Origin of the sequence: Saccharicrinis aurantiacus, from assembly GCF_001660705.2 — a bacterium.
In the GTDB taxonomy this organism is placed as follows: Bacteria; Bacteroidota; Bacteroidia; order Bacteroidales; family Marinilabiliaceae; genus Saccharicrinis; species Saccharicrinis aurantiacus.
The window spans coordinates 145,372-166,654 of sequence record NZ_LYBV02000007.1 but is presented as its reverse complement, the minus strand read 5'-3'; the positions used below and the strand labels follow the sequence as shown (position 1 = coordinate 166,654).

The following is a 21,283-nucleotide window of genomic DNA, read 5'->3' as shown; positions in this document are numbered from 1 at the left end:
TCACTAGAACAGTTTAAAAACTAGGGATTATAACTAACGCTATTAAAATACAAGTAAAAGAAAAGCGTATCATTTATAATAAGTGACACGCTTTTAAAAAATTATGAAAGAAAAATGTAATTATTGCAACAGTATCAATTGAGAGCCCATTGCTTTGCCAAGCTTAATTTGGCCTTCGGCATTATAATGCACGTTATCAAAATGCTTTGGGTAATCATTCCAAGTTTTAGTACCATCGTTAACGGTTTTAATTACTGCAGTATTTGGTACTATTTCAGCTACATCAACAAAGGCCTTACGAACCATGGCTGGCCCTTCTTTGAACCTACCGTAGTTAGAGTTAATTTGTCCGAATACAAAAGGCATGTTGGGTGCATTAAACTCGGTACGGTAACAATTAATCAGCTGTTTTAAATTAGCCTCATAGCTACGAGCCGATACTTCCTTGGCTGCATCATTTTCGCCTTGCATCCAGGCCATACCCAGAATTACATAGGGTGTGCCTTCCTTTTTTAAACGGGCCAATTGTTCTTTAATTAAAGTAATATGCTCATCGTATAACTTTACGTTTTGTTTTTGTTCTCCTTTTTCAACGGCTTTCGATTTTTCGAGGCTCCACTCCGGACTCCAAGCGCCGTATAATGCGGTTCCGCCCATGGAATGTTTAATAAACAAGAATTCTCTATCGGGAAATTTTTCGCATAAGCTGATGGCAATACCCATTTCAGGCCCAAAGAAAGAAGCACATTTAAATTTTTCACTTTTACCTTTTGATAAATGTGGACCTACTGGCGCAAGTTTGTTTTTTGTGGCCATTGCTACTTTTGACTGCAAGTTCTCTATCTTCTGCATATTTTCAGCATCGATATTATCAAAACAACCCGATCCGGCCATATTTGATTGTCCGGCTAATAATACAACATATACAGGCTTTTTTGGTGATGTTGCAAATAAATTAATGCTTAGAACTATACTTACAATAAGCAGAGTGTTTTTGAGAAATGTACGTTTATTCATTTTACTGATGGTTATTTGTTATACTCAAATGAAGTAATTGTGGAATTAAACAATGTACTAATCAGTAATTATTAGTGGTGTGAGAAACAATATGCGCTGAAAGATCAGAAGAACTACTGCTTAGTCTGAAGCTCTACTATAAAATAGCATTGTAACTAAAGTCTCTGATGCAAACTTAAATATCAGCAATATAATTACTTAAGTTCTCCTCGCGTTTTAAACCCATCTTTTTTCTAATCCTATGCCTAGAAATATTTACGGTATTCAACGAAATATTAAGTAAACGAACCATTTCTTTACTATCGAAATTTAATTTTAGTAAGGCGCAATACTTTTGTTCGGTAGGAGTTAGATCTGGGTGTTTCTTTCTTAAGCGAAGGTAGAATTCTGAATTTACTTCAGTAAAACGTTTATCAAATTGCTCCCACATTACTTTATTACCTTTTGCCATAACCACTTTAATAGACTTATAATCAGCATACGAAAGGTTTTTTAGTTTTTGCAGCAAGGTGTCAAGTATTTTATCCTTTTCAATTATTTGTAGGGTATATGATGTAAGCTCCTTGTTCTTAATTTGCATGATGGCCTCTGCTTTATCTCGATCCAATTGAGCTTGCTTTTTTTCAATATTATACCTTTTTATACGCGAACGCATCTGTAAGAATATAGCTGACACAATAATTGCACAAATAATAAAGGCTATAAAAAGCTTCAATCGCAATTGAACTAGCTTAGTCTTTTCAAGTACAATGTTTTGATTTCTAATATACTCATCCTTTATACGAATGGTTTCTTCATGTTTATTTTTAATCTTAAATAGCTCGTTATTTTTAGATGTTTTTGCATTATACAAACTATCTGTTAGTGCATTAGCCATATAGATGTAAGAATATGCCTTAGACGAATTCCCAATTTTATTATAAATGATCGAAGTCTTTTTTAATAACTCTCCCTCCAAATTAGTATGTGAGTTTGTTTTGTTTAATCTATCTAAACTACTTAAATAGTATGTATTTGCTTTTTCCCAATCTTCCTGACCAGCTGATAAATCTCCCAAATTTAATCCTGTAATTATAGCATAATTACTTTCCTTTAATACAAAATGTTTATGTGCCTTTTCTAATAAGTTTTTCGCTCTTTTCTCTTGCCCTAACTTCATATAAATAATTCCGCGCTCGGCATCGGTATATGGAGTATTATAGTTATTAGGGGTTTTATTGACTTTAACCATTTCGCACGAGTCTAGATAGTTGAGGGCAATTTGATACTTTTCCATACTTCGTTTGGTTATCGCAATAGAATAATAAATCCCTGACAAGCCATCTTCGGGGAATTTATGTAATGAATTCTGCCTTTTGGCCAGACTTAAAGCAGTATTAAAATGATACTCGGCTTGCTCAGTTTTTCCGTAAATATTGTAAAGTGTTCCCAGATCATAATAAATATCAATCATTTCAAGGGAATCCTGTATATCTTCAGCCAAAAATAAGGCATCCCATAAATGATCATACGCCAAGCCGTATTGTCCTTTGGTTTTACGAGCATCTGCTATACCAATATGGCATTTAATGATGTTAGTTGTGTCTTTTTGATTCTCAAAAGTGACAAATAATTGCTTAAATAAAACAATGGCGCTATCTGCGTTTATGTCTAAGTATTGATTTGCAATTAATAATGCTTTTGTATACTCATTATCTTGGCTAGTTTGTGCGTAATTTTCAGAAACTGATAATGTGTTTACAAATAGAATTGTAATTAGAACGCGGATGATGAAAATATAGGATCGGAATTTCATGTGTAATGGATATGTAGGTAGTCCAAAGCTAGGTAATAAAAAGTAAATATACTTACCTCCTCAAAAGCAACAATTGTAAATATGCGTTTTCATTTGGGAGAGCATTCCAGTCTACTTTCGTTTTATCAAGCACAAGCGGCTGCACATCTAAACTATTTCTAAAACACAAACTCAACAACCAATATTACAAAAATCACATTATTAGACAGGTAAACATATCAAAAACTATACACAAAATTTCGACAGCCTTTTTAGAGACTAACTTTTTACAGATTCTCCTTTATAAAAATTCATATAAAATTTTTGTTCCACCCCTCCTCTTAAACTTCAAAAGTAAATATAAAATACATACTAAAATCACTACATGTAAATATATAGCTAATAGCTTTCTATGCTGCAAGCATTAATCAAAGAGTATATTTCGAATATGTTAAGAACCATCGCCTTCAATAAAAGAAAACAACAAAAATCCATATAATTTTTAATCTCATATTTATAAATCTACAATCATGAAAAAAATGATTTTGTGCCTCGCAATGGCACTCATTGCAATACCCATTTTATCAGCATCTGGATGGGGGTATAACAATCACCGAATTGCTGTTAGTGCAGATGGAAACAATCAACCCGACCCAGATACATGGGGTGGTTCGGTTTCACCTAATGCTCCTGCTGCTGATGTTGGTAATACATTTACTTATAATTCAGCTTGGCAAAGAGGCGATGAAGATGATTGGAGTGCAACTCCTGCCGCTTTGGCCATGCTTGCAAATGCTGGATTAGAGGGTAATCTTGTACATTATTCGTATAATAATTTCATTGGATCTCCTGCTCATACTACCGCAAGAAATATAATGAAAGAAGGAGTAGACGGAGCATTGCTACGATGGACGGATTTTGATGCTTCTGTATTTTACGATGTTTCTGCAGATAATACCGCAGCAATCAATCATTTGGCTGAACAAATTAAAATATCAACAGGAAGCGATCCTCTATACTTTGTGTCGATGGGACCTTCTGAGTTTCTTTACAGAGCTTTAGAAAAAGTAAAGGCCGATGGCAATGAATCTTCTATCAGTCATTTATATATTCTGTCGCATAGTAATTATAATGACAATCATATCCGAAGAGTAGATCACCGCAGAGTTGAGCATATTTTAAATGATTTCCCTGTTACTGAGGGTGTAAATTTCAAACGAATTAAAGATCAAAATCAGTCTTCGAACCTTAATAATGGATGGAGTTCTTCAAAAGTAAATGGCAGTAAAACGTGGTATCCGTACAACTTTTTGAGAGATCATTTTGATCCAGATTGTAATTTCTTGTGGGATATGCTAAATGTGGATGCAAGCCTTAGTAAACCAGATATTTCTGATGCTGGTATGATTTGGTTTCTTTTATACAACGATCAGGATGGTAATCCGAGTAAATTAAAAACACAGTTTATTGATGGCATAAAAGCAGGCAGTACTCCCCAACCTGATGGGTATTGCCCCGCATTAGATTCTTATGAAACCGATGGTCTTTTAGTATTTGAAGCAGAAAGAATTGAATTAAAAGGAGATTGGAAATTAGGTACAGATGATGCTAACGCGTCGGGCGGTAAATATATTTATTACGACGGTCCAAACAATTATCAAGCTCAAAACCCTGCTAATACATTATCTTATAGTTTTGACATAAATACCCCAGGCACCTACACATTTAAGTGGTTTGTTCGCCAAAATGAAGAAGAACGCGGTAAAGTTGAAGGACAACAAGGTACTGACCTAAGTAATGATGCATGGATAAAATTTTCTGACGGTATAGGCTATTTTGGTGAGGATCAGGTTACGGATTTTATTAAGTTTTACGGACGTAGCGACCCTGGTTTCTGGTTGCATGGTGTTGGAGAATATAATCATTCACACAAATGGGTAAATGTAAAAATTCCTGCGGCAGGTACCTATACTATGGAGATAGCAGGGCGTTCGCACGGTTATCAAATCGATAAAATTGTTATGGCTAAAGGACTCTCTAATTGGGGTTCGTATACTGAAAAAACCGAGGCCCAGGCTCGCAAATACTGGTCGGAGACTGGAACGCCGGACCCAGATTGTGTTAGGCCAGTAAGAGGTTGCGAAACAATATTAGCAAAAGATTTTACCAATCTTAATGTAGATGATTATGACCCAGCTACAGTTGAATGGAGAAAAAGCGTTACTTGGGATGGAGGTGCTAAGGAATTGATTAAATGTAATGGAACAAATGGAATAAACAGGCCAATTGCTGCTGAGGTAGTTTATAGCGGTACTCCACAGGGTAATGCTACATTTAAGGTTCATGCCATGCAGGAGCCTGATGGGGAATGTACTTACGAAGTTTTTGTTAATGGCATAAAGGTTGGCGAGAAACAAATTTCTTCTTCTTATGATGTAACACATGATATTGAAGATGAGGGATTAAGAAATGCCATTGAGATATTGGAAATAGAAACGCAGGCAACAATCATAACTGGTGATATTATTAGGGTTACATCAAACCAAGTAACAAACGGAAAAGTACCCGAAGAAAATACAACTGCAACAGCTCGCGGACGCTGGTATGCTTTGGAAGTTTGTGTTGGAGATGGCCCCATTCAGGATAGATATTTAATTTCGAGCAGTAAAGTAAAAGCGGTTGTAAACACAACTGAGGCAGATAATAAAAACATCACTATCGGAATTACATATACAGCTTCTGCAATTTGCGATTTAGCCTATGCGATAAAAAGTATGGATGATTCCGAAGAATTTGCTTTTGGTCGTATAAACGGAATTGAAGCAGGAACGCATTCTACTGATTTAGAACTAAATCTCAAAACAGCTTTGGTGCTGAATACAGAGTATAAAATTGTGCGTTGGTTTATGCCTTCTGGAGGAACATTCAATGATCAGTTTGAACCAACCCCAACGGATATTAACTGGACTTATGGAGCTTCGGCAGGGCCTCCAACTATTGTTTTTAATGGTACAGAACCTAATGAATGGGGTTATATTGACGCAGGGTCTGCTGCTGCTGGTTCATCATTAGAAATAACTGGAACAGGTTATACTGCAGGTGATGTGGTGACTGGTACATTAACTCCCTGGACAGGATGGAGTAATGCAGGTGCTACTATTTATGGTACATATGAGGCTACGGCCGATGCTTTGGGAAATATTTCAGGATCTTTAATTATTAATCCTACAACCCCAATTGGCTCAAAATTAGACACAGGTTCTGGTACCGGTTACATGATTCAATTAAGAGGTACAAGCGGAGGTAATGTTATTACTTTTAAGCATACTAAAAACTTTACAAATATTAAAATCGATATATCAGAAGCAATTGCAACTACCATTAAACCAATAATCGACAAAGAGCTTAACGTATTTCCAAACCCTTGTAACAACTGGGTAAATTATGAAAACAACGGAGAAATTGAATCTGTTGATTTATATAATATAAACGGTCAAATATTATTATCAGAGAAGGTTAATAATGGATTAAATAAATTATCACTTGAAAAATACGATAAGGGTATTTTTGTACTTAAGTTTAAATGTATTGATCAATCTCAAAGAATAATGAAAATTATAAAGAACTAATTGATGAATTCTCATCGAAATTAGTGGCCACTCAAATACTTGAGCGGCCTTTTTTATCAGTACTAATACTTTGCTATTTTAAACTAATTATTCAAAAGTAAAGTCGATGAATTTGGCAGAACCCGCAGGAACAATTGTTTTTATCGCATCACTTACTTTAATATTTTCTTTACTTAAGATATCAACAGCCTTACTAGGCTTCGAGCCATTAAATGTAATGGCAACTTCACGATCTTGAGGATTAATATACCCTTGATCTACCATAATAACACGAATATGTGTTTCATCAATTCTAATGGCACACCACGAAGCTCCTTTTACATTGATGCGCATTTGAGCAGCTCCTTTACTTACTTCGGAAGAAATTGTTTTACCAAACTCTTTTGCACCAACGTCTTCTCCATCGATAAAACCAGTCTTAAGGTCTGTAACAAAATATGGAATACCTGCACCTTTCAAATCTTTTTCCATTTCAACCGGACCAACAGGTATCATTCCGTTTGGCATTTCAGGCATATAATTCATCCAACGATAATCCGAGCCTAATGCTTTAGAATAATCGTAATCATTAATTGTACTTCCTGCCCAATGCATTTGGCTATTCGCAATTACAGCATTGGTATCATCCGTTTTAAACTGCTTCATGTTATGATGATCATCTACTGAGTGAATTAGATCTGCATTAACATCCTTTATTAACATCCAAGAGCTTACCGATTCAATATCTTCCTTCTCAACTAAAGGAATTGCTCCCGATGTCATCAATGCAAATAAAGAATTTAAACCTGGATCTTCTAAATAACTATTATTGAAGATGATTCCGTAATGACCACCATAAGCTGCCATCATAATACCATTACGTAAATATGGCGAAACTGAACGCTGACCTCCTGGTGTATATGGTCTCCAACTGGTTGGATTATCATCGACCAAACGCATGGCATAATCATCAACAAAACCACCCATTAGCATTCCCACACGACCGGAAAAATTTACATCCTGTGTACGTGATGATGTATCCTCGGCTGCCGGAACTAAGATATCGGCATACTTTCCGCTGTAAAACATATCTTTCCAAATTCCCTGGTGCGAACTAGCTCCCCAGAACATGTTTTTATATCGGAAATATAATTTTGCTTTACCGTTTTTACGAAGTGCTGTGGCCAAACGTGGCATATATTCGTTTACAAAGTGAACCACACGTGGATCATTAGGATCGTGCATCTCAGCATAAACAAAACCATAACAAGTATTAGGAGCTACTCTTAAAATTTCTTCTAAGGTTTCGATATGTAAATAAAATGGATCGGTTACATGACCTGCCCATATGGTAAATGGCTCGCCCTTTGATTCGTAGGCCTTAGCCATTTTAATAATCTCAGCTCTTGATAAATTATACTTACCACGCTTGTCCTTCTTTAAAGCATCCTTACCAATGGCAGCAACTAATTCTTCACGCGAAGTATTTTCTTTCCAACTTTCTTGAACTACTAATTTAAGATCACCTCCCTTTTTCTTCATCACCTTAGCTTCCGGCTGAAACGGAGTTATCATCACCCATTCTTTTTCTGATTTAGTTTGGTATGATGGTGGTGTAAACTTTAAAGCTTGCTGATAAAGCTTTTCAATATTTTTTTGCACCTCTATCATTCTTCCTTCTTTTGTTTGAGGAGTTGTTAACCACGATGCTTTGTTAACAGGATAAGTGTACATTTTATTTCCACCTCCTACTTGACCACCAGCAAATAATTGTTTTGATGCCGCATCAAAGGCTAATTGATTAAATATAATTTCGCCATAACGCGATCCTGTTACTTCTAAATCTTCACCTTTTAAACTTAAACGGTGCATAAAACCACCATGCTGAAAAGCAATTTCATCACGCACTGGCAATAAGCAAGCACCCTGTGAATGTGCATAACGCTGTTTCTCTTTGTTTTTACCAATATACTCGGCTACCTGATTAATTTGGCCATCTAAACCAATAAACACGCCTGCTGTATTAGTACCGTAGAACAAAAGATCATCTAATCCATCTTTGGTAATATCAGCTACCTCAAAATCAGTGATCATCATTTTAGATAGCATTTTGAGCTTCTTATTTTTTGGCAATTGTTTTTTAAACGCTTTGGTTTCAGTATCAATAATTCCGAAAACTTCCCAACGGTATTTATCGTGTCCATAGGTCATTACGAACAGGTCTTCCCTATCAGCTGATAAAAAGTTCCCCGAGTCCATTAAACGAAATACACCATTTATTTTAGTTGTACTTACTTCTTTCCCTTCTGTATCGAGCTCGTAAAGTTTAGAATCGTTACCTCCAGCAAATACTTGGGATTTGCCATTATTCTTAACTACAGCAACTTCTGTAAAACTCACGGGAGATTTAGGACTATATTTCCATAATAACTGCCCTTTACTACTCCAACAGTAAATATTACCATCGGCTGAAGCGACTAATAAATCGTCATTTCCATCGCCATTGATATCTGAAGCCTTCAATTTAAACACGAGGGCCTTTTTATCAGTAGCTACCTCCCATATCTTCTTTCCATCAATGCTATAGGCAGCTATTGCCCCATCAAGTTCAGATATGTATAAAACTGATTTACCTTTTACCGTAGCCGTAACCGTATTTCTAATACCATTACCATCAGTAACAAAGCTTTTTGCACTAACTACTAATGAAAATAGCGCAATTACTATTGTGAAAATTTTTCTCATGATGTATTCTATTACTTTTGCTTTTGCAATTAATTTACAATCACTAAGGTCGACTTTCGAGGCTATAATAATGTTCTTGTCGGTAAATCACTTACATTTACCACTAGAAACAATTACCATACAATAATTTAATTAACAACACCTTATACAATAACTTCACAGGTTAAACACGGTTACATGTACTTATTGTAAAAACGTTAGTAAAAAAATTATAGCAACTCATAAATAAAACAAAGCTAATGTGCTTAATTTAAATACCTTTCTGTTGAAGTTGCTTAAATATAATAACCATGAAGAAAAATTATATTGTTTTAACCCATAAAAATCAGGAGCACATCAGACGAATTATTGATATTCTTGATGATGGAGAATCGCACTTTTACGTACATATTGATAAAAGAAAACCCTTAAGTGAATTTACTCTTTTAAATCTTCCTTGTGTTACTATAATTGAGGAACGTGTACATTGCTATTGGGCCGATTTTTCGTTGGTGCAGGGTACTGTAAATTGTATTAAACAAATTGTGAAAGACAAGCGATTATACAGAACTATATTATTTAGTGGTCAGTGCTATCCCATAAAAAATAAAGAAGCAATAAATACACTTTTTGAAGGAGATGAAAATGATTATATAACCATTGAACCTATAGAAAAGAAGTGGCCTACATCGTACTTTAAACGCATTGAAGATTACAAATTTATTTTAAGCCAAAAACGAGGGGATAATATGGTAGTTCCCTACATTTTTAATTTTAACAGAAACCCTTTTAAAACTTTTGCAAAGTATTGCATTCTCGCTTATACTGCAGTACGATATGGAGAATTAGCGCCAATTAAGCACTTTTTTAAAACCTTTAGAAAACGAAAAAATCCAGTAATAAAAACGTATGCTGGCCATCAGTGGTGGGCCTTTAAAGGCGATACAATTAAACGTATTAACGATTACATTATAAATCATCCTGAATACTCAGAATACCATACCTATTCCGTTTGTCCTGACGAAATGTTCTTTCAAACCATACTGATGGAATTGAAACAACAACATTCTGATATTATTACAAAACCTACCTTAACCTATGTCAATTGGGATCGGAAAGGTTGCAATTTACCGGTTACTTTTGAAACTCCTGACGTAGATTTAGAAGAAGTTATGGATGCTGCAGACAAAGGTTATATTTTTAGTCGCAAGTTTGTTCCGGAATCTCCAATTCTTGATTTAATTGATTCACGAGCAAAACATAAAAAAATGAGATGATAAAAAAAGATGCCTATTCTGGATTTCCAAAATAGGCACCTCTACAATTACTATTTAGGGATAAAATATTATGCTATTTAATTTTGTATGGTTGTGTTTTTAAGCCAGGTTCTTTGTATTGCTCTAGCTGAACAAACAACTCTTTTTGCATTTTAGTTGCAATTTCTTTGTATTCAGGATTGTTATAAAAATTTTTGGTCTCAAAAGGATCTTTCTCAAGATCAATTAACCAAGGTTTCTCTTTTTTATCAATAACCAATTTGTAGCGATTGTTAACCGCACAAACCCACCATCCGCCATTTTTGGCAAAGTAGGTGATTCTATCATCCTCAACCTCTTTAGTTTTGCTAGTAAAATCAGTAGATGCATCAATACCCTCAAAGAAAACTTTATTTTCTGCACCCATTAAACCTAATACGGTAGGAGTAAAATCAACATTAGTATAAGCTTTACGAATAATCTTTCCGGCAGGAATAGCTTTTGGATATCGCATTACATAAGGGATACGAGCGGAAGCCTCATAAGGCACACCTTTATTCTTTCTGTTGTGCTCAAAGAACATATCGCCATGGTCAGCTGTAAATACTATAATGGTATTATCTGTAAGGTCATTATCATCTAAAAACTTTAAAATGCGCCCTACATTATCATCAATACAACTTACCATCCCGAAGTATTCTCGAAGGGAACGTTTATCGAATTCTTTGGCCTCATTTTTATCATCTTTATTAGTGCTTTTTCCCCAGCTTGGCTTTTGCGATACATATTCAGGAGCCATAGTAAAAGGTGCTTCTACGGGCATATCTTTATACATGCTTTTGTATGGTTCGCGAGCAGCATCTGGTGTATGTGGATCTGGAATAGAAAGCATCAAAGCAAAAGGTTTATCCTTATCGCGCTCTAAAATTTCTAATGTTCTATCGGTAAAGAAATCTGTTACATATTCAATATTATCAGCACCGTCTTTAATTGCTTTTTCGCCTTCGCGCTGACCTAAAGCTTTAATTTCACCATTGGTAATTCTAAAATAAGGCGCATGCCCACCAGTCATCATATAACGATTATCGGCAAAGCCCGCTTTGTACTTAATATCAAAAGCATATTTCTTATGGCCAGCTAAATGCCATTTCCCTACATACGAAGTTGCATAACCTTGATCTTGCAGGATGGTAGCAAATGTTGGAATATCCTCACGAATACTCATCCCATTTTTTGGTGCTCCTGTTGATTGTGGATAAAGGCCAGTTACCATTGATGCACGAGAAGGGGTACAAACTGGCGATGATGCATAGTAGTTCATTGCAATAGCTCCTTCGTGCGCAATTCTATCAATGTTTGGTGTTTTTGAGTTATTTCCCTTACCCCAAACAAAGGCTTGATCTTCGGGCATTAGCTCTTGGTAACAACTTAATGTTCTGAAGCTATGTTCATCGGTATGAATAACTATTAGGTTGGGTTTTTCTTGCTTCTTTTTTGCGTAAGCATTACCTCCCAACAAGGTAAGAGCTACAAATACTATTGTATTAAATTTCATATAAATAAATTTAGGTGTAAGCTTTCTATATAGCTCACACATTCATATAGTGTTATGATTTCGAATACAATATCAATACAATTACTCTGAGGTTTGTTTTCGTCAGTTTAAATTAAATGCTCATAAATTATTAAACTGAAAAGTACATAGCCTTGTCTTATGTTGAAAACAAAAAAAGGGGCAATTTTCACTGCCCCTCGATTTTAATTACTTTGTTTTTTTACTTTTTAAGTACTCTTGTTGTTTGTTTACCTGCTTTTACAATATATATACCGCTTGGTAAAGGTTTCATATCTATAGAAACTACATTAGCTGAAGCAGGAACTGATGCCACTAGAATACCAGTTGCATTATACACATTTACTACCTCATTATTCTCCAAGTTTCTCACTGATAGTATATCTAATACCGGGTTAGGATATACACTTATTTCTTGTAATGGCGATTTTTCAACTCCACCAATTGAAGTTGGTGAATCATTTTTCTCAAGATTCAAATAACTCCATACTGTTGTACTTGTATCCTCAGAGTCATTGGTTGCATTTCCATCACCATTAAAATCATACTTAATTCTATTTAACTTACTATACCCTGTAAATGCTAAAACCGAAGCATCCGCAGCATAAATATCAGCATGGGTAACAGTTCCTTGAACGGTTGAACCTACCATATTAAAATCTTCACCGGCAGCTTTATATACTTCAAACGCAATATCAAGTTCGTTAGCTGTAGTGCTCTTAATCGCTGTACAAATAATTCTTAATTTATCATCTAACTGTAAATCTGACACATTCATAGTTAGGTTAGCTTTATCGTTAATTATGTAAATTTTTAATTGGCCTATGTTTACTGTAGCATCAACTCCTATACCCATTGTATACGCTAAATCACTGACTGCTCCATCTGCCCCATTATTATTGGCTCCTTCGCCTATTCTTCGTATGGTAAAGCCGTAGATCATCTGATTTGCTACGGCCACATAATCTTCTTCTGGCTCAGTTAGCATATTTTTGGATAATTGGTGTACATTTAAATCAATAGTAAACCTAAGTGCTTCTCCTACTGTCCAGTTTAATGGTACTTCCTTTAAGTTAGCACCTCTCCAGTTTCCTGGCCATAGCCCCTTACCATTTGGTTCTAAATACCAATTATTTACTCCCTGTATAACTTGATTCGCTCCAATCCAATCTGGTGTACCACTACTAATTTTTTCTAAACTCTTTATACTAGCTAGTTCTGAATTTGCTAAATCAGAATCGTAGGCCGGCAAATCTGTTGTAAAATCAGCTTCGTATAAACTTACATACTGTGCATTTACATTTGCGTATACATTGAATAAAGTAACCACTAAGACTAATTGTAATACGTTGTAAATTTTTTTCATAAATCTAATTTTAATTTTAAATAATTTCATGCGTCTAATAAACTATGCGGTAAAAATCTTATTTAACATTGCTTTGCTTTTCCAAAGCACTCATTAATGTTTTTTAACTTTTGTAAAACTAGACGAAAGAAGCTGCATAGACTAACTAAACTGTAATAAAAACAGTGGATAAATTTTATAAAATACAGCGGTAAAATTAGATCTATTAAAAATTTTCACGAGAGTACTTTCTCATTTTCAGACCCATAAAATACCATCAATAACTATACAACAGGATATTATATCATCACCTGAAAATTAAAAAATAAAAGCAATTATAAAACGTGGCTAGTTTTTGATTTAACATATTTATTCAGGAGACTACGAACTAATCGCTTCATATTAGTTTTAACGAGGAAGGTATTGGCTTAGCTTTTTATTCGCGATTTACATTATATAGGGCATAATTGAATTGACTTTGCACACAGAATTTCACATTAGTAATAACAACTTTATACAAAACAAAGGGGATATCCGTTACCAGAAACCCCCTTTGAAATCAGCATCAACAAATTATTAACTCATTATATATAACTTAATATACTATCAAGTTATTGTAAAATTCTAAAGATTATTCTGTTTTTAACGATATCGAAGTCGCTTTTAAACCTTCAGATTCAGCAGTAAGTTTTACTTTACCCATTTCGCCTTTTTTAGAACGAACAATTACCAAAGCCATACCATTAAAAACTTTTCGCTCTGAAGCTTGATAAGGCTCAAAACTTGTTGGGTCGCCATTACCTACAGCTAATATCTCAGCAGGTCCGCTAATAGAAAACTTAATATTATTATGTGTTTTTGGAACCATTAATCCTTTTTTATCGCAGACTTTAACGGTAATAAATGATACATCTTCACCATCGGCATCAATGGTAGCTCTGTCAGCCTCTAATGCAATTTTAGCAGCTACTCCCGTAGTTTTAACTACATCTGTAGCCCACTCTTTTCCATTTTTATATGAAACCACTTTTAACTCACCAGGTTGATAGGTAACATCATTCCAACGCATACGGTACTCATACTGCGCTTTCTTTTTACGACCTAATGATTTTCCGTTTAAGAATAACTCGGCCTCATCGCCAGAGGTATACACAAAAACAGGTGTTACTTCGCCTTCGCGACCTTCCCAATTCCAATGTGGTAAAATATGCGCCATCGGTAATTCTGGACGCCATTTGGCTTGGTACAAATAGTATCTGTCCTTTGGGAATCCACACAAATCAACAATACCAAAATAGGAACTACGTGGAGGAATTTTGTTCCCCAACTTCTTCATTTCCTCTTTAACACGTGCACGCTCCTTTGGATCGGCATAATTTAAAAGGTTGGTTTTATCTTTATTAAATGGAGTTGGCTCTCCAATATAATCAAAGCCAGTCCAAACAAACTCACCAATTATAAAATCGTGCTCATCTTGTGCTTGAAACTCTTTATCGGCAGGATAGCCGTTTGGCGATGCATATAATCCATAATCACTTACATGAAACTGACCGCCTACACCCTCGCGTTGAACATCTGAAACAGGGAAGAAATATTCGCCACGCGAGCTAATGCTCGATGTAGTTTCACTTGCATATATAGGTAAGTCAGGATACTTCTCTCTTAACTCAGCATATGCATGTGGTTTGTAATTTATACCAACCACATCGGCCATTTTAGCCCATCCGCTGAAAAGCGCTTCAGGACGGCTTAAACCAAAACTAGTTGGGCGTGTATCATCTTCTGATAAAACAATATCACGCAAATGCAATGCTAATGGTGCATCTTGTATTTTTTGAAGTTCAATCATTTCGTTACCTGTACTCCACATCACCACACAAGGGTGATTACGATCGCGGCGTACCATATTGCGTAAATCACGCTCGTGCCAAGCTCCAAAAAGATGCGCATAATCGTTATCTGCTTTCTTCTTTTGCCATACATCAAAGGCCTCAACTTGCACCATTACACCCATTCTATCACACAAATCTAAAAACTCTGGTGCCGGTGGGTTATGTGCTGTACGAATGGCATTGGTTCCAAATTCTTTTAAAATTTCAATTTGGCGCTCCATGGCTCGCACATTAATAGCAGCTCCCAATGGTCCTAAATCGTGGTGCTGACAAACACCATTCATCTTAGTTTTCTTTCCGTTTAAAAAGAAACCATCTTTGGTATATTTGATGGTTCTAACACCAAAAGTACTTTCGTTATTGTCAATTACTTTTCCATCCTCTAAAAGAGTGGTTTTTAAAGTATATAAATGCGGATTATCTAAATCCCATAAAGTAGGATTTGCCAATGTAATGTTACAATCGCTATCTGCTTTTACTTTTGCACTGGCCACTTTATTGTCACCATCAAAAACCTCGTAAGCCAATTGTAAATTATTACCTTTTCCGTTTACTTCTGTTTTAATATTAACTGTTGCATTGGCAGCATTTACTTCTGGAGTAGTAACAAATACACCCCAATGCTCGATATAAGTTTTCTCAGTTGTAATTAATTTTACGTTACGGTAGATTCCACCACCAGGATACCAACGCGATGATTCTTCCTTATTATCCAAACGAACAGCAATGGTATTTTCTTCGCCTGGTTTTAGGTAATGTGTAAGCTCCAATTGAAAAGAAGAATAACCATAAGGCCACTCGCCAACATATCCGCCATTAACCCATACTTGGGTTCCAGACATAGAGCCGTCGAACTCAATAAACGTTCGTTTATCAGCTGCTGCGGCATCCACCATAAATGATTTACGGTACCAACCAATCCCAGCCCAAGGTAATTTACCTGTACGGTTAGGTAAATCGTAACGGAAAGGCCCTTCAATACCCCAATCGTGCGGCAGGTTTAATTGACGCCAATCAGAATCGTCGTAATCGGCTTCATCCATATTTTTGGGTTCTGCCTTTACTGATCCATCAGGCATTGCACCAAAGCGTGCAAACTTCCAATTGGCATTAAATTTTTTAATATCGCGAGCTGATGCACTAGATAGTACAAGCGTAATAGCGATAAGTGATAATATTAATTTTTTCATTTTGTATGATTGTAATCTGTATTCCATTGAATAATAGCCTGGTTTATTGGCGCTTCGCCCAAACCCGATTTCATTTCTTGTCTTGAAACAAGAAACGAAAGCAAAGAAATTCAAGGCTGCTTTTTAAAAACCTTTCTTATTTGTAAAAATCTCTTTTAAAAAGAGGCCAATTAAATGAGGCGCACAATTTGATTAGTCCTCGCCCATAAATTGGTGGTACTCTTCGTTTACATCGGCACCTTTAAATTGTTTACGATCTTTCCAAAGTTCGTAAGTAGCTTTTAGTTGATTTGGATCTTCAGGATACTGACCTTTATCGTCGGTAGATTTAATCCATTTATCCATCATTTTACGATGCTTTTTAAGTACACTTTGATATTCTGGATTTAATGCCAAATTATCCATTTGATTAGGATCAGCTGCAATATCATATAATTCTTCTACTGGTCTTTCATGAAACCAATGTTGCTCTTGGTATTGTGTTAAACGGCCCGCTTCATGCTCTGCTCTCAATCCTTCAACAATAGATTTTCCATCGCGATAGCTAGGTTGCATCATGGTGCGCTCATTTTTTAGGTTACGGATATAACGGTATTTTTCAGTACGTACGGTTCTAATTCTATCGATGGTAAAATCGCAACGGTCGCGTGCTCCAAATACTTCCTTAGCAGCTTTGTAATCTTTGGCAAATACATCCTGTCCATCGAAATATTTTGGCACTTCTAGTCCTGCTAAACCAAGAGTGGTTGCCGAAACATCAATTAAAGTAACCATATCGTCGATAACTGTTCCTGCTTTAATTGAAGGATGGTTACCAAATACCATTAGAGGCACGTGTAAACCGCCTTCGTAACAAAACTGCTTATGACGCAATGATGTTGGACTACCATGATCAGAAAAGAAGAATACAATTGTATTTTCTAATTCGCCATCAGCCTCAAGCTGATTTAAAATCAATTCTATTCTGGCATCAGATCCACGTGATGCATTATAATGATCTGTCCATGGTTTTTGCTGAGATGGAATATTTGGGTAATACGGAGGAAGAGGAACCGCATTAGGAGCTAAACGCTCGCCATCGCGTACATATTTGTAATCTTTTTTACCTCCCATAATCTGAACTTGTCCGAACCAAGGTTGGTCTTTGTCCTTACGTGCCGACCATACATCTTCTGTCCACGATAAAAAATGCTCAGGGTGATTTCCTTGCCAGCCATTCATATGATGCTTGTAATCGGGCTTAGTGCCAACTGTGTATAAAGCACGGCGGTCGTAGTCAAAATTGTAATCGTCTTTTCCACCATTAAAAGTAAAGTAACCCGCTTCGCGCATTAACTCAGGTACAGTAGTGATATAATCTGGCAAATGAATTCTTAATTCTTCTGGCACAATTTCACCATCAGTATATCTGCTTGAACGATGCTCGTGTGTACCTATGGTTGTTGAATATTTACCCGTAATAAATGCAGAACGGCTAGCAGAACAAACTGGTGCCGTTGCGTAGGCTCTTTTAAACAATACACCATCACTTGCCATCTTGTCGATAACAGGTGTATGACCAATGTTAATGGTATCGCCATAGCAACCCATATTCGGATTTAAATCTTCGGCAATAATCCATAGGATATTGGGTTTACGGTTTTGAGCTGTGCTCGATGCAAATGAAAAACTGCTTACGAGTAACACAATGGCTACTCTTAAAAATGTACACTTCATGCTGTTTATATTGTTTATCAATAATTGGATTTTCACTAAGGCTAAGGTAAGTGATTCAGAAAACCAAGGAGTACACAAGGGTACAATTAATGTTCTTTACTGTTCGAGTGGAGGTTAAAACTAGCTTATTAGCCTAATATAATTGAAATTCAGAAGGCTTTACGAATGCAATAAAAAATGCGCAATGCCTAAAAAAAGACATTGCGCATTCGCATATTTATTAGGGATTTATTACAAATTGTTATTTTAATTCTTCACTTAATTCGATATCAATAAAACGAAATAACCCGCATGGAACATCTACAGTTACATTGCTCGGATTAGAAACTTTAAAAGATTTTCCATCTAACAAATCAACCATTTTAACTGGCTTTACTGTATTAAAAGTGATTTTTGCTTCTCTATCCTTAGGGTTTATATAACCACCATCAATTATCGTTAATCGCAAGTTTTTAGGACCTGTTTGAGCAACTACCCATGCTACATCACCTTCAACTGTTAACGGTAATTTTTGTGCACCCTCTTCAATATCCTTCTGAATAACTTTATAATATTCGTTGGCAGAATAAGTCTTAGAACCATCGGCAGAATAATATTTGGCACCATCGGTAATGTACTCCTTGGTAATATTCTTATAAATTGGGTGTAACTGATTTACTAAAGCTTCGCGTTTTGCATCTTTCATGGCAAACTTACCTTCTTGCACCGGCGTCATTAATACCATACCATTTTTGTAGTTTGGTAAAAAGTTTAATCGGCGATCTTTAACCCCTGCTGCATAGTTAGAGAAATCCCACTCTGTAACAGGAGCTCCGGGCCATGATCCATTCAGATGACTAAACACCATTGGATTGGCTTTCTCCTTTTTTTCATCGTAAAAGGTAAGCCATTTTACATTATGTCCTTCTTCAAGCATATGTTCATCGGGCGGTAACATACCTAAATGTACTGGCGATAAACTCAATAATTCGTTACGCTCAGGTACATATAAAACACCTTTGGCGATTAGTTCCCAAAACAAACTCATATATTCTTGATCAACTACAAAATTGTTCAGGTAACGAGATCCGCTGGCCACATTATATACCATCTGACGCAGGAAGTGGTTGGGAATATCTTGATGTGAGTGCTGACGCATACGATCAAAACTAGTATTATCACGCGCACAACGAGCTCCCCAAGAGTCAACAGCACCACTCATCCAATATCCCATACGCGCTGCAACGCTCAGCTCCATACTTTTATCGGTGGTTTCTTCCATACTTGGTACAAATACATCGGCAAACTCACCAGATAGCATTCTGTTCCATTGTGGCATATATGCCGGTCCCTGCCAAAAAGTGTGCTTTGTTCTGATATAAATATTTGTATTTCTACCTTGTGCATACTCAGCAAGCGGATAGATATGGTTATTTAATACCCATTTAAAATCCTCATCGTGCTTCTCTAACTCAGGGAAAATAAACACTGTCTTTTTACCATGGGCAGCATCAATAATCTCCTTTAGCGTTTCTAAACTATAGAAGTAAGGATCGTTTCCGTGCCCTCCCCACATAGCAATACCTGGCATTCCATCATATTTTTTAGTAATCTGTGAAACCAGTTCTTCTTGTGTTTTTGTGTACTTTTTGCGCTTATCGCGTTTCTCAACATATTTGGCATTCCCTAATTGCTCGCGATTCCAATCCTTAGGATCTTGAGCAAATGGCGAAAAGTAATAATTTAAAAAGATGGGTGATTCATAATTTTTCTTGATATCAGCCACTATTTTTTCTGCTCCATCAAATTTACTATCAGATAGCATGTAAACGGGTAGTGGATCACGTTCACTACTTGGCTTTTTATATTTACTTAATTGCTTACGCGCCGTTGCATGATTATCAAGCATAGCTTGTACATTACCGGCTGGAACAAGTTTCTTGTATTCATTCTTCCATGACTTTGAGTTTAAATCGATAATGTGAATTCCATTACCACCACTCTGCGCACTAGCCAATACTAATTGATTGCTATTGGCATTATACCACATATCGTTATACGAACATTTACTAGATAGTACCTCTGCACTGCCAGGTTTCATGTTTGTATCCATAAGAATGATGCGTGTTCCAAAAAGTGATAAAAACTTAGTTTCTCCACCTAACTTAACTGCTGCTGTTTGAACCACACGGTAGCCAAAACGATCGAATTGCTTATGTAAAGGTTTAAAGTTGAAGTATTTTTGCGTGTTATCAACCGTATTATAAACTGTATAACCGGCATCTTGAATCATACTAGAAGGACCCAATATCAACTCTTGATTTCCATCTCCGCTAACATCATATGGCTCCATGTAACCTTGAGCTTTTTTTGACTTTATCTTTTTTGTACTGTAGGGTTTATCTGCCAATACATCGAACATATACAAGCTACCTGTAGTTTGCATACTGTTGTTGGTACCTAAAACAGCCAATTTCTCTGAACCATCGGCCAATTTAACCTTGCGTAAAAAGTTTGCAATATGCGTGTTTTTTGGCGGCATCTTAATTTCAGTAACATCGCCAAAGGTTTTCTCTTTTGAGTATGTTGATGACTTAACTTCCTTTATTTTTTTCCCTTTAACATCTAAATAGAAAATAGAATTTGAATAATCTCCACAAACCACATAAGGTGTACCCTCTTTATGCACCACTGCAATGGCGTACATAGGTGTTTCTGAGTTTTTAAATTGCCACAATACCTTTCCTTTGGCATCTAAACAATACAAGTTTCCATCGGCATTAGCGGCAAAAACTTCATCTTTACCATCGCCTGTAATATCTTCGGCCCAAAGCTCGTGATTCATATAACCCGAAAGCTCATTTTCCCATAGCATTTTGCCTTTATAATCGTAGGCAAGTACTTGCCCATCGTAAGCACTGGCTACAATAAACTCTTTATTGCCACTGTTGGCAATTCTTACTTTTGTAATGGTATAGTCTGTTGTAATGCTTTTTATGGCAAAGGTATTTATTGCACTTAGCATTAATATAACAGCTAAAAACACAAGCTTCTTCATCGTTATAAATTTATGTTGATAACATTATTCCTTATTTAAAGCAAAGGTTATACTTTAAGTTAATAATTAATATCCTAAGCGTTTATAGCATTTACTCCCGAGTAAAATTACGGATGAGTATAGGTATTCGACTAGCTCTTCCGTTTTAAGC

Annotated in this window: 10 protein-coding genes; 2 read left to right on the top strand and 8 right to left on the bottom strand. The window is 36.0% G+C overall.

Annotated elements, in window-relative coordinates:
• Nucleotides 1–120: 120 nt before the first annotated feature.
• Nucleotides 121–1,017 (bottom strand): sialate O-acetylesterase, encoded by an 897-nt coding sequence (locus A8B35_RS03200; RefSeq protein WP_075601964.1) that lies wholly within the window; start codon nucleotides 1,015–1,017, stop codon nucleotides 121–123.
• 175 nt (nucleotides 1,018–1,192) lie between these two features.
• The gene (locus tag A8B35_RS03195; RefSeq protein WP_075601963.1) at nucleotides 1,193–2,812 is read right to left on the bottom strand and encodes a hypothetical protein; all 1,620 of its coding nucleotides are present in this window, start codon (nucleotides 2,810–2,812) and stop codon (nucleotides 1,193–1,195) included.
• A 509-nt stretch (nucleotides 2,813–3,321) separates the two neighbouring features.
• Here A8B35_RS03195 and A8B35_RS03190 point away from each other — a divergent pair.
• Nucleotides 3,322–6,420: a T9SS type A sorting domain-containing protein gene (locus A8B35_RS03190; RefSeq protein ID WP_083634290.1), complete on the top strand. Its 3,099-nt coding sequence runs from the start codon at nucleotides 3,322–3,324 to the stop codon at nucleotides 6,418–6,420.
• Between the two features lie 87 nt (nucleotides 6,421–6,507).
• Here the strand turns inward: A8B35_RS03190 and A8B35_RS03185 are convergent, their stop codons facing one another.
• Entirely contained in the window at nucleotides 6,508–9,144 is a 2,637-nt protein-coding gene (locus A8B35_RS03185) for a PQQ-binding-like beta-propeller repeat protein (protein WP_075601961.1), read from the bottom strand.
• A gap of 290 nt (nucleotides 9,145–9,434) precedes the next feature.
• Here A8B35_RS03185 and A8B35_RS03180 point away from each other — a divergent pair, with 290 nt between their 5' ends.
• A complete protein-coding gene (locus A8B35_RS03180) occupies nucleotides 9,435–10,400 on the top strand; it encodes a beta-1,6-N-acetylglucosaminyltransferase (RefSeq protein ID WP_075601960.1) in 966 nt (321 codons plus the stop codon).
• 73 nt (nucleotides 10,401–10,473) lie between these two features.
• On the opposite strand, the gene A8B35_RS03175 is transcribed toward A8B35_RS03180, so the two are convergent.
• The 5 genes from A8B35_RS03175 to A8B35_RS03155 all read right to left on the bottom strand — a co-directional run bounded on the left by A8B35_RS03175 (nucleotide 10,474) and on the right by A8B35_RS03155 (nucleotide 21,132).
• Nucleotides 10,474–11,934, bottom strand: coding sequence for a sulfatase family protein (locus A8B35_RS03175; protein ID WP_171973145.1), 1,461 nt, complete (start codon nucleotides 11,932–11,934; stop codon nucleotides 10,474–10,476).
• Nucleotides 11,935–12,154: 220 nt separating this feature from the next.
• A complete protein-coding gene (locus tag A8B35_RS03170; protein WP_171973144.1) occupies nucleotides 12,155–13,318 on the bottom strand; it encodes a T9SS type A sorting domain-containing protein in 1,164 nt (387 codons plus the stop codon).
• A gap of 610 nt (nucleotides 13,319–13,928) precedes the next feature.
• Nucleotides 13,929–16,379: a beta-galactosidase GalB gene (gene galB / locus A8B35_RS03165; RefSeq protein ID WP_075602146.1), complete on the bottom strand. Its 2,451-nt coding sequence runs from the start codon at nucleotides 16,377–16,379 to the stop codon at nucleotides 13,929–13,931.
• A 192-nt stretch (nucleotides 16,380–16,571) separates the two neighbouring features.
• On the bottom strand, nucleotides 16,572–18,095 hold the full coding sequence (locus A8B35_RS03160; RefSeq protein ID WP_075601958.1) for a sulfatase family protein: 1,524 nt from the start codon (nucleotides 18,093–18,095) through the stop codon (nucleotides 16,572–16,574).
• A 241-nt stretch (nucleotides 18,096–18,336) separates the two neighbouring features.
• Entirely contained in the window at nucleotides 18,337–21,132 is a 2,796-nt protein-coding gene (locus tag A8B35_RS03155; RefSeq protein WP_075601957.1) for an outer membrane protein assembly factor BamB family protein, read from the bottom strand.
• Between the last annotated feature and the right edge of the window lie 151 nt (nucleotides 21,133–21,283).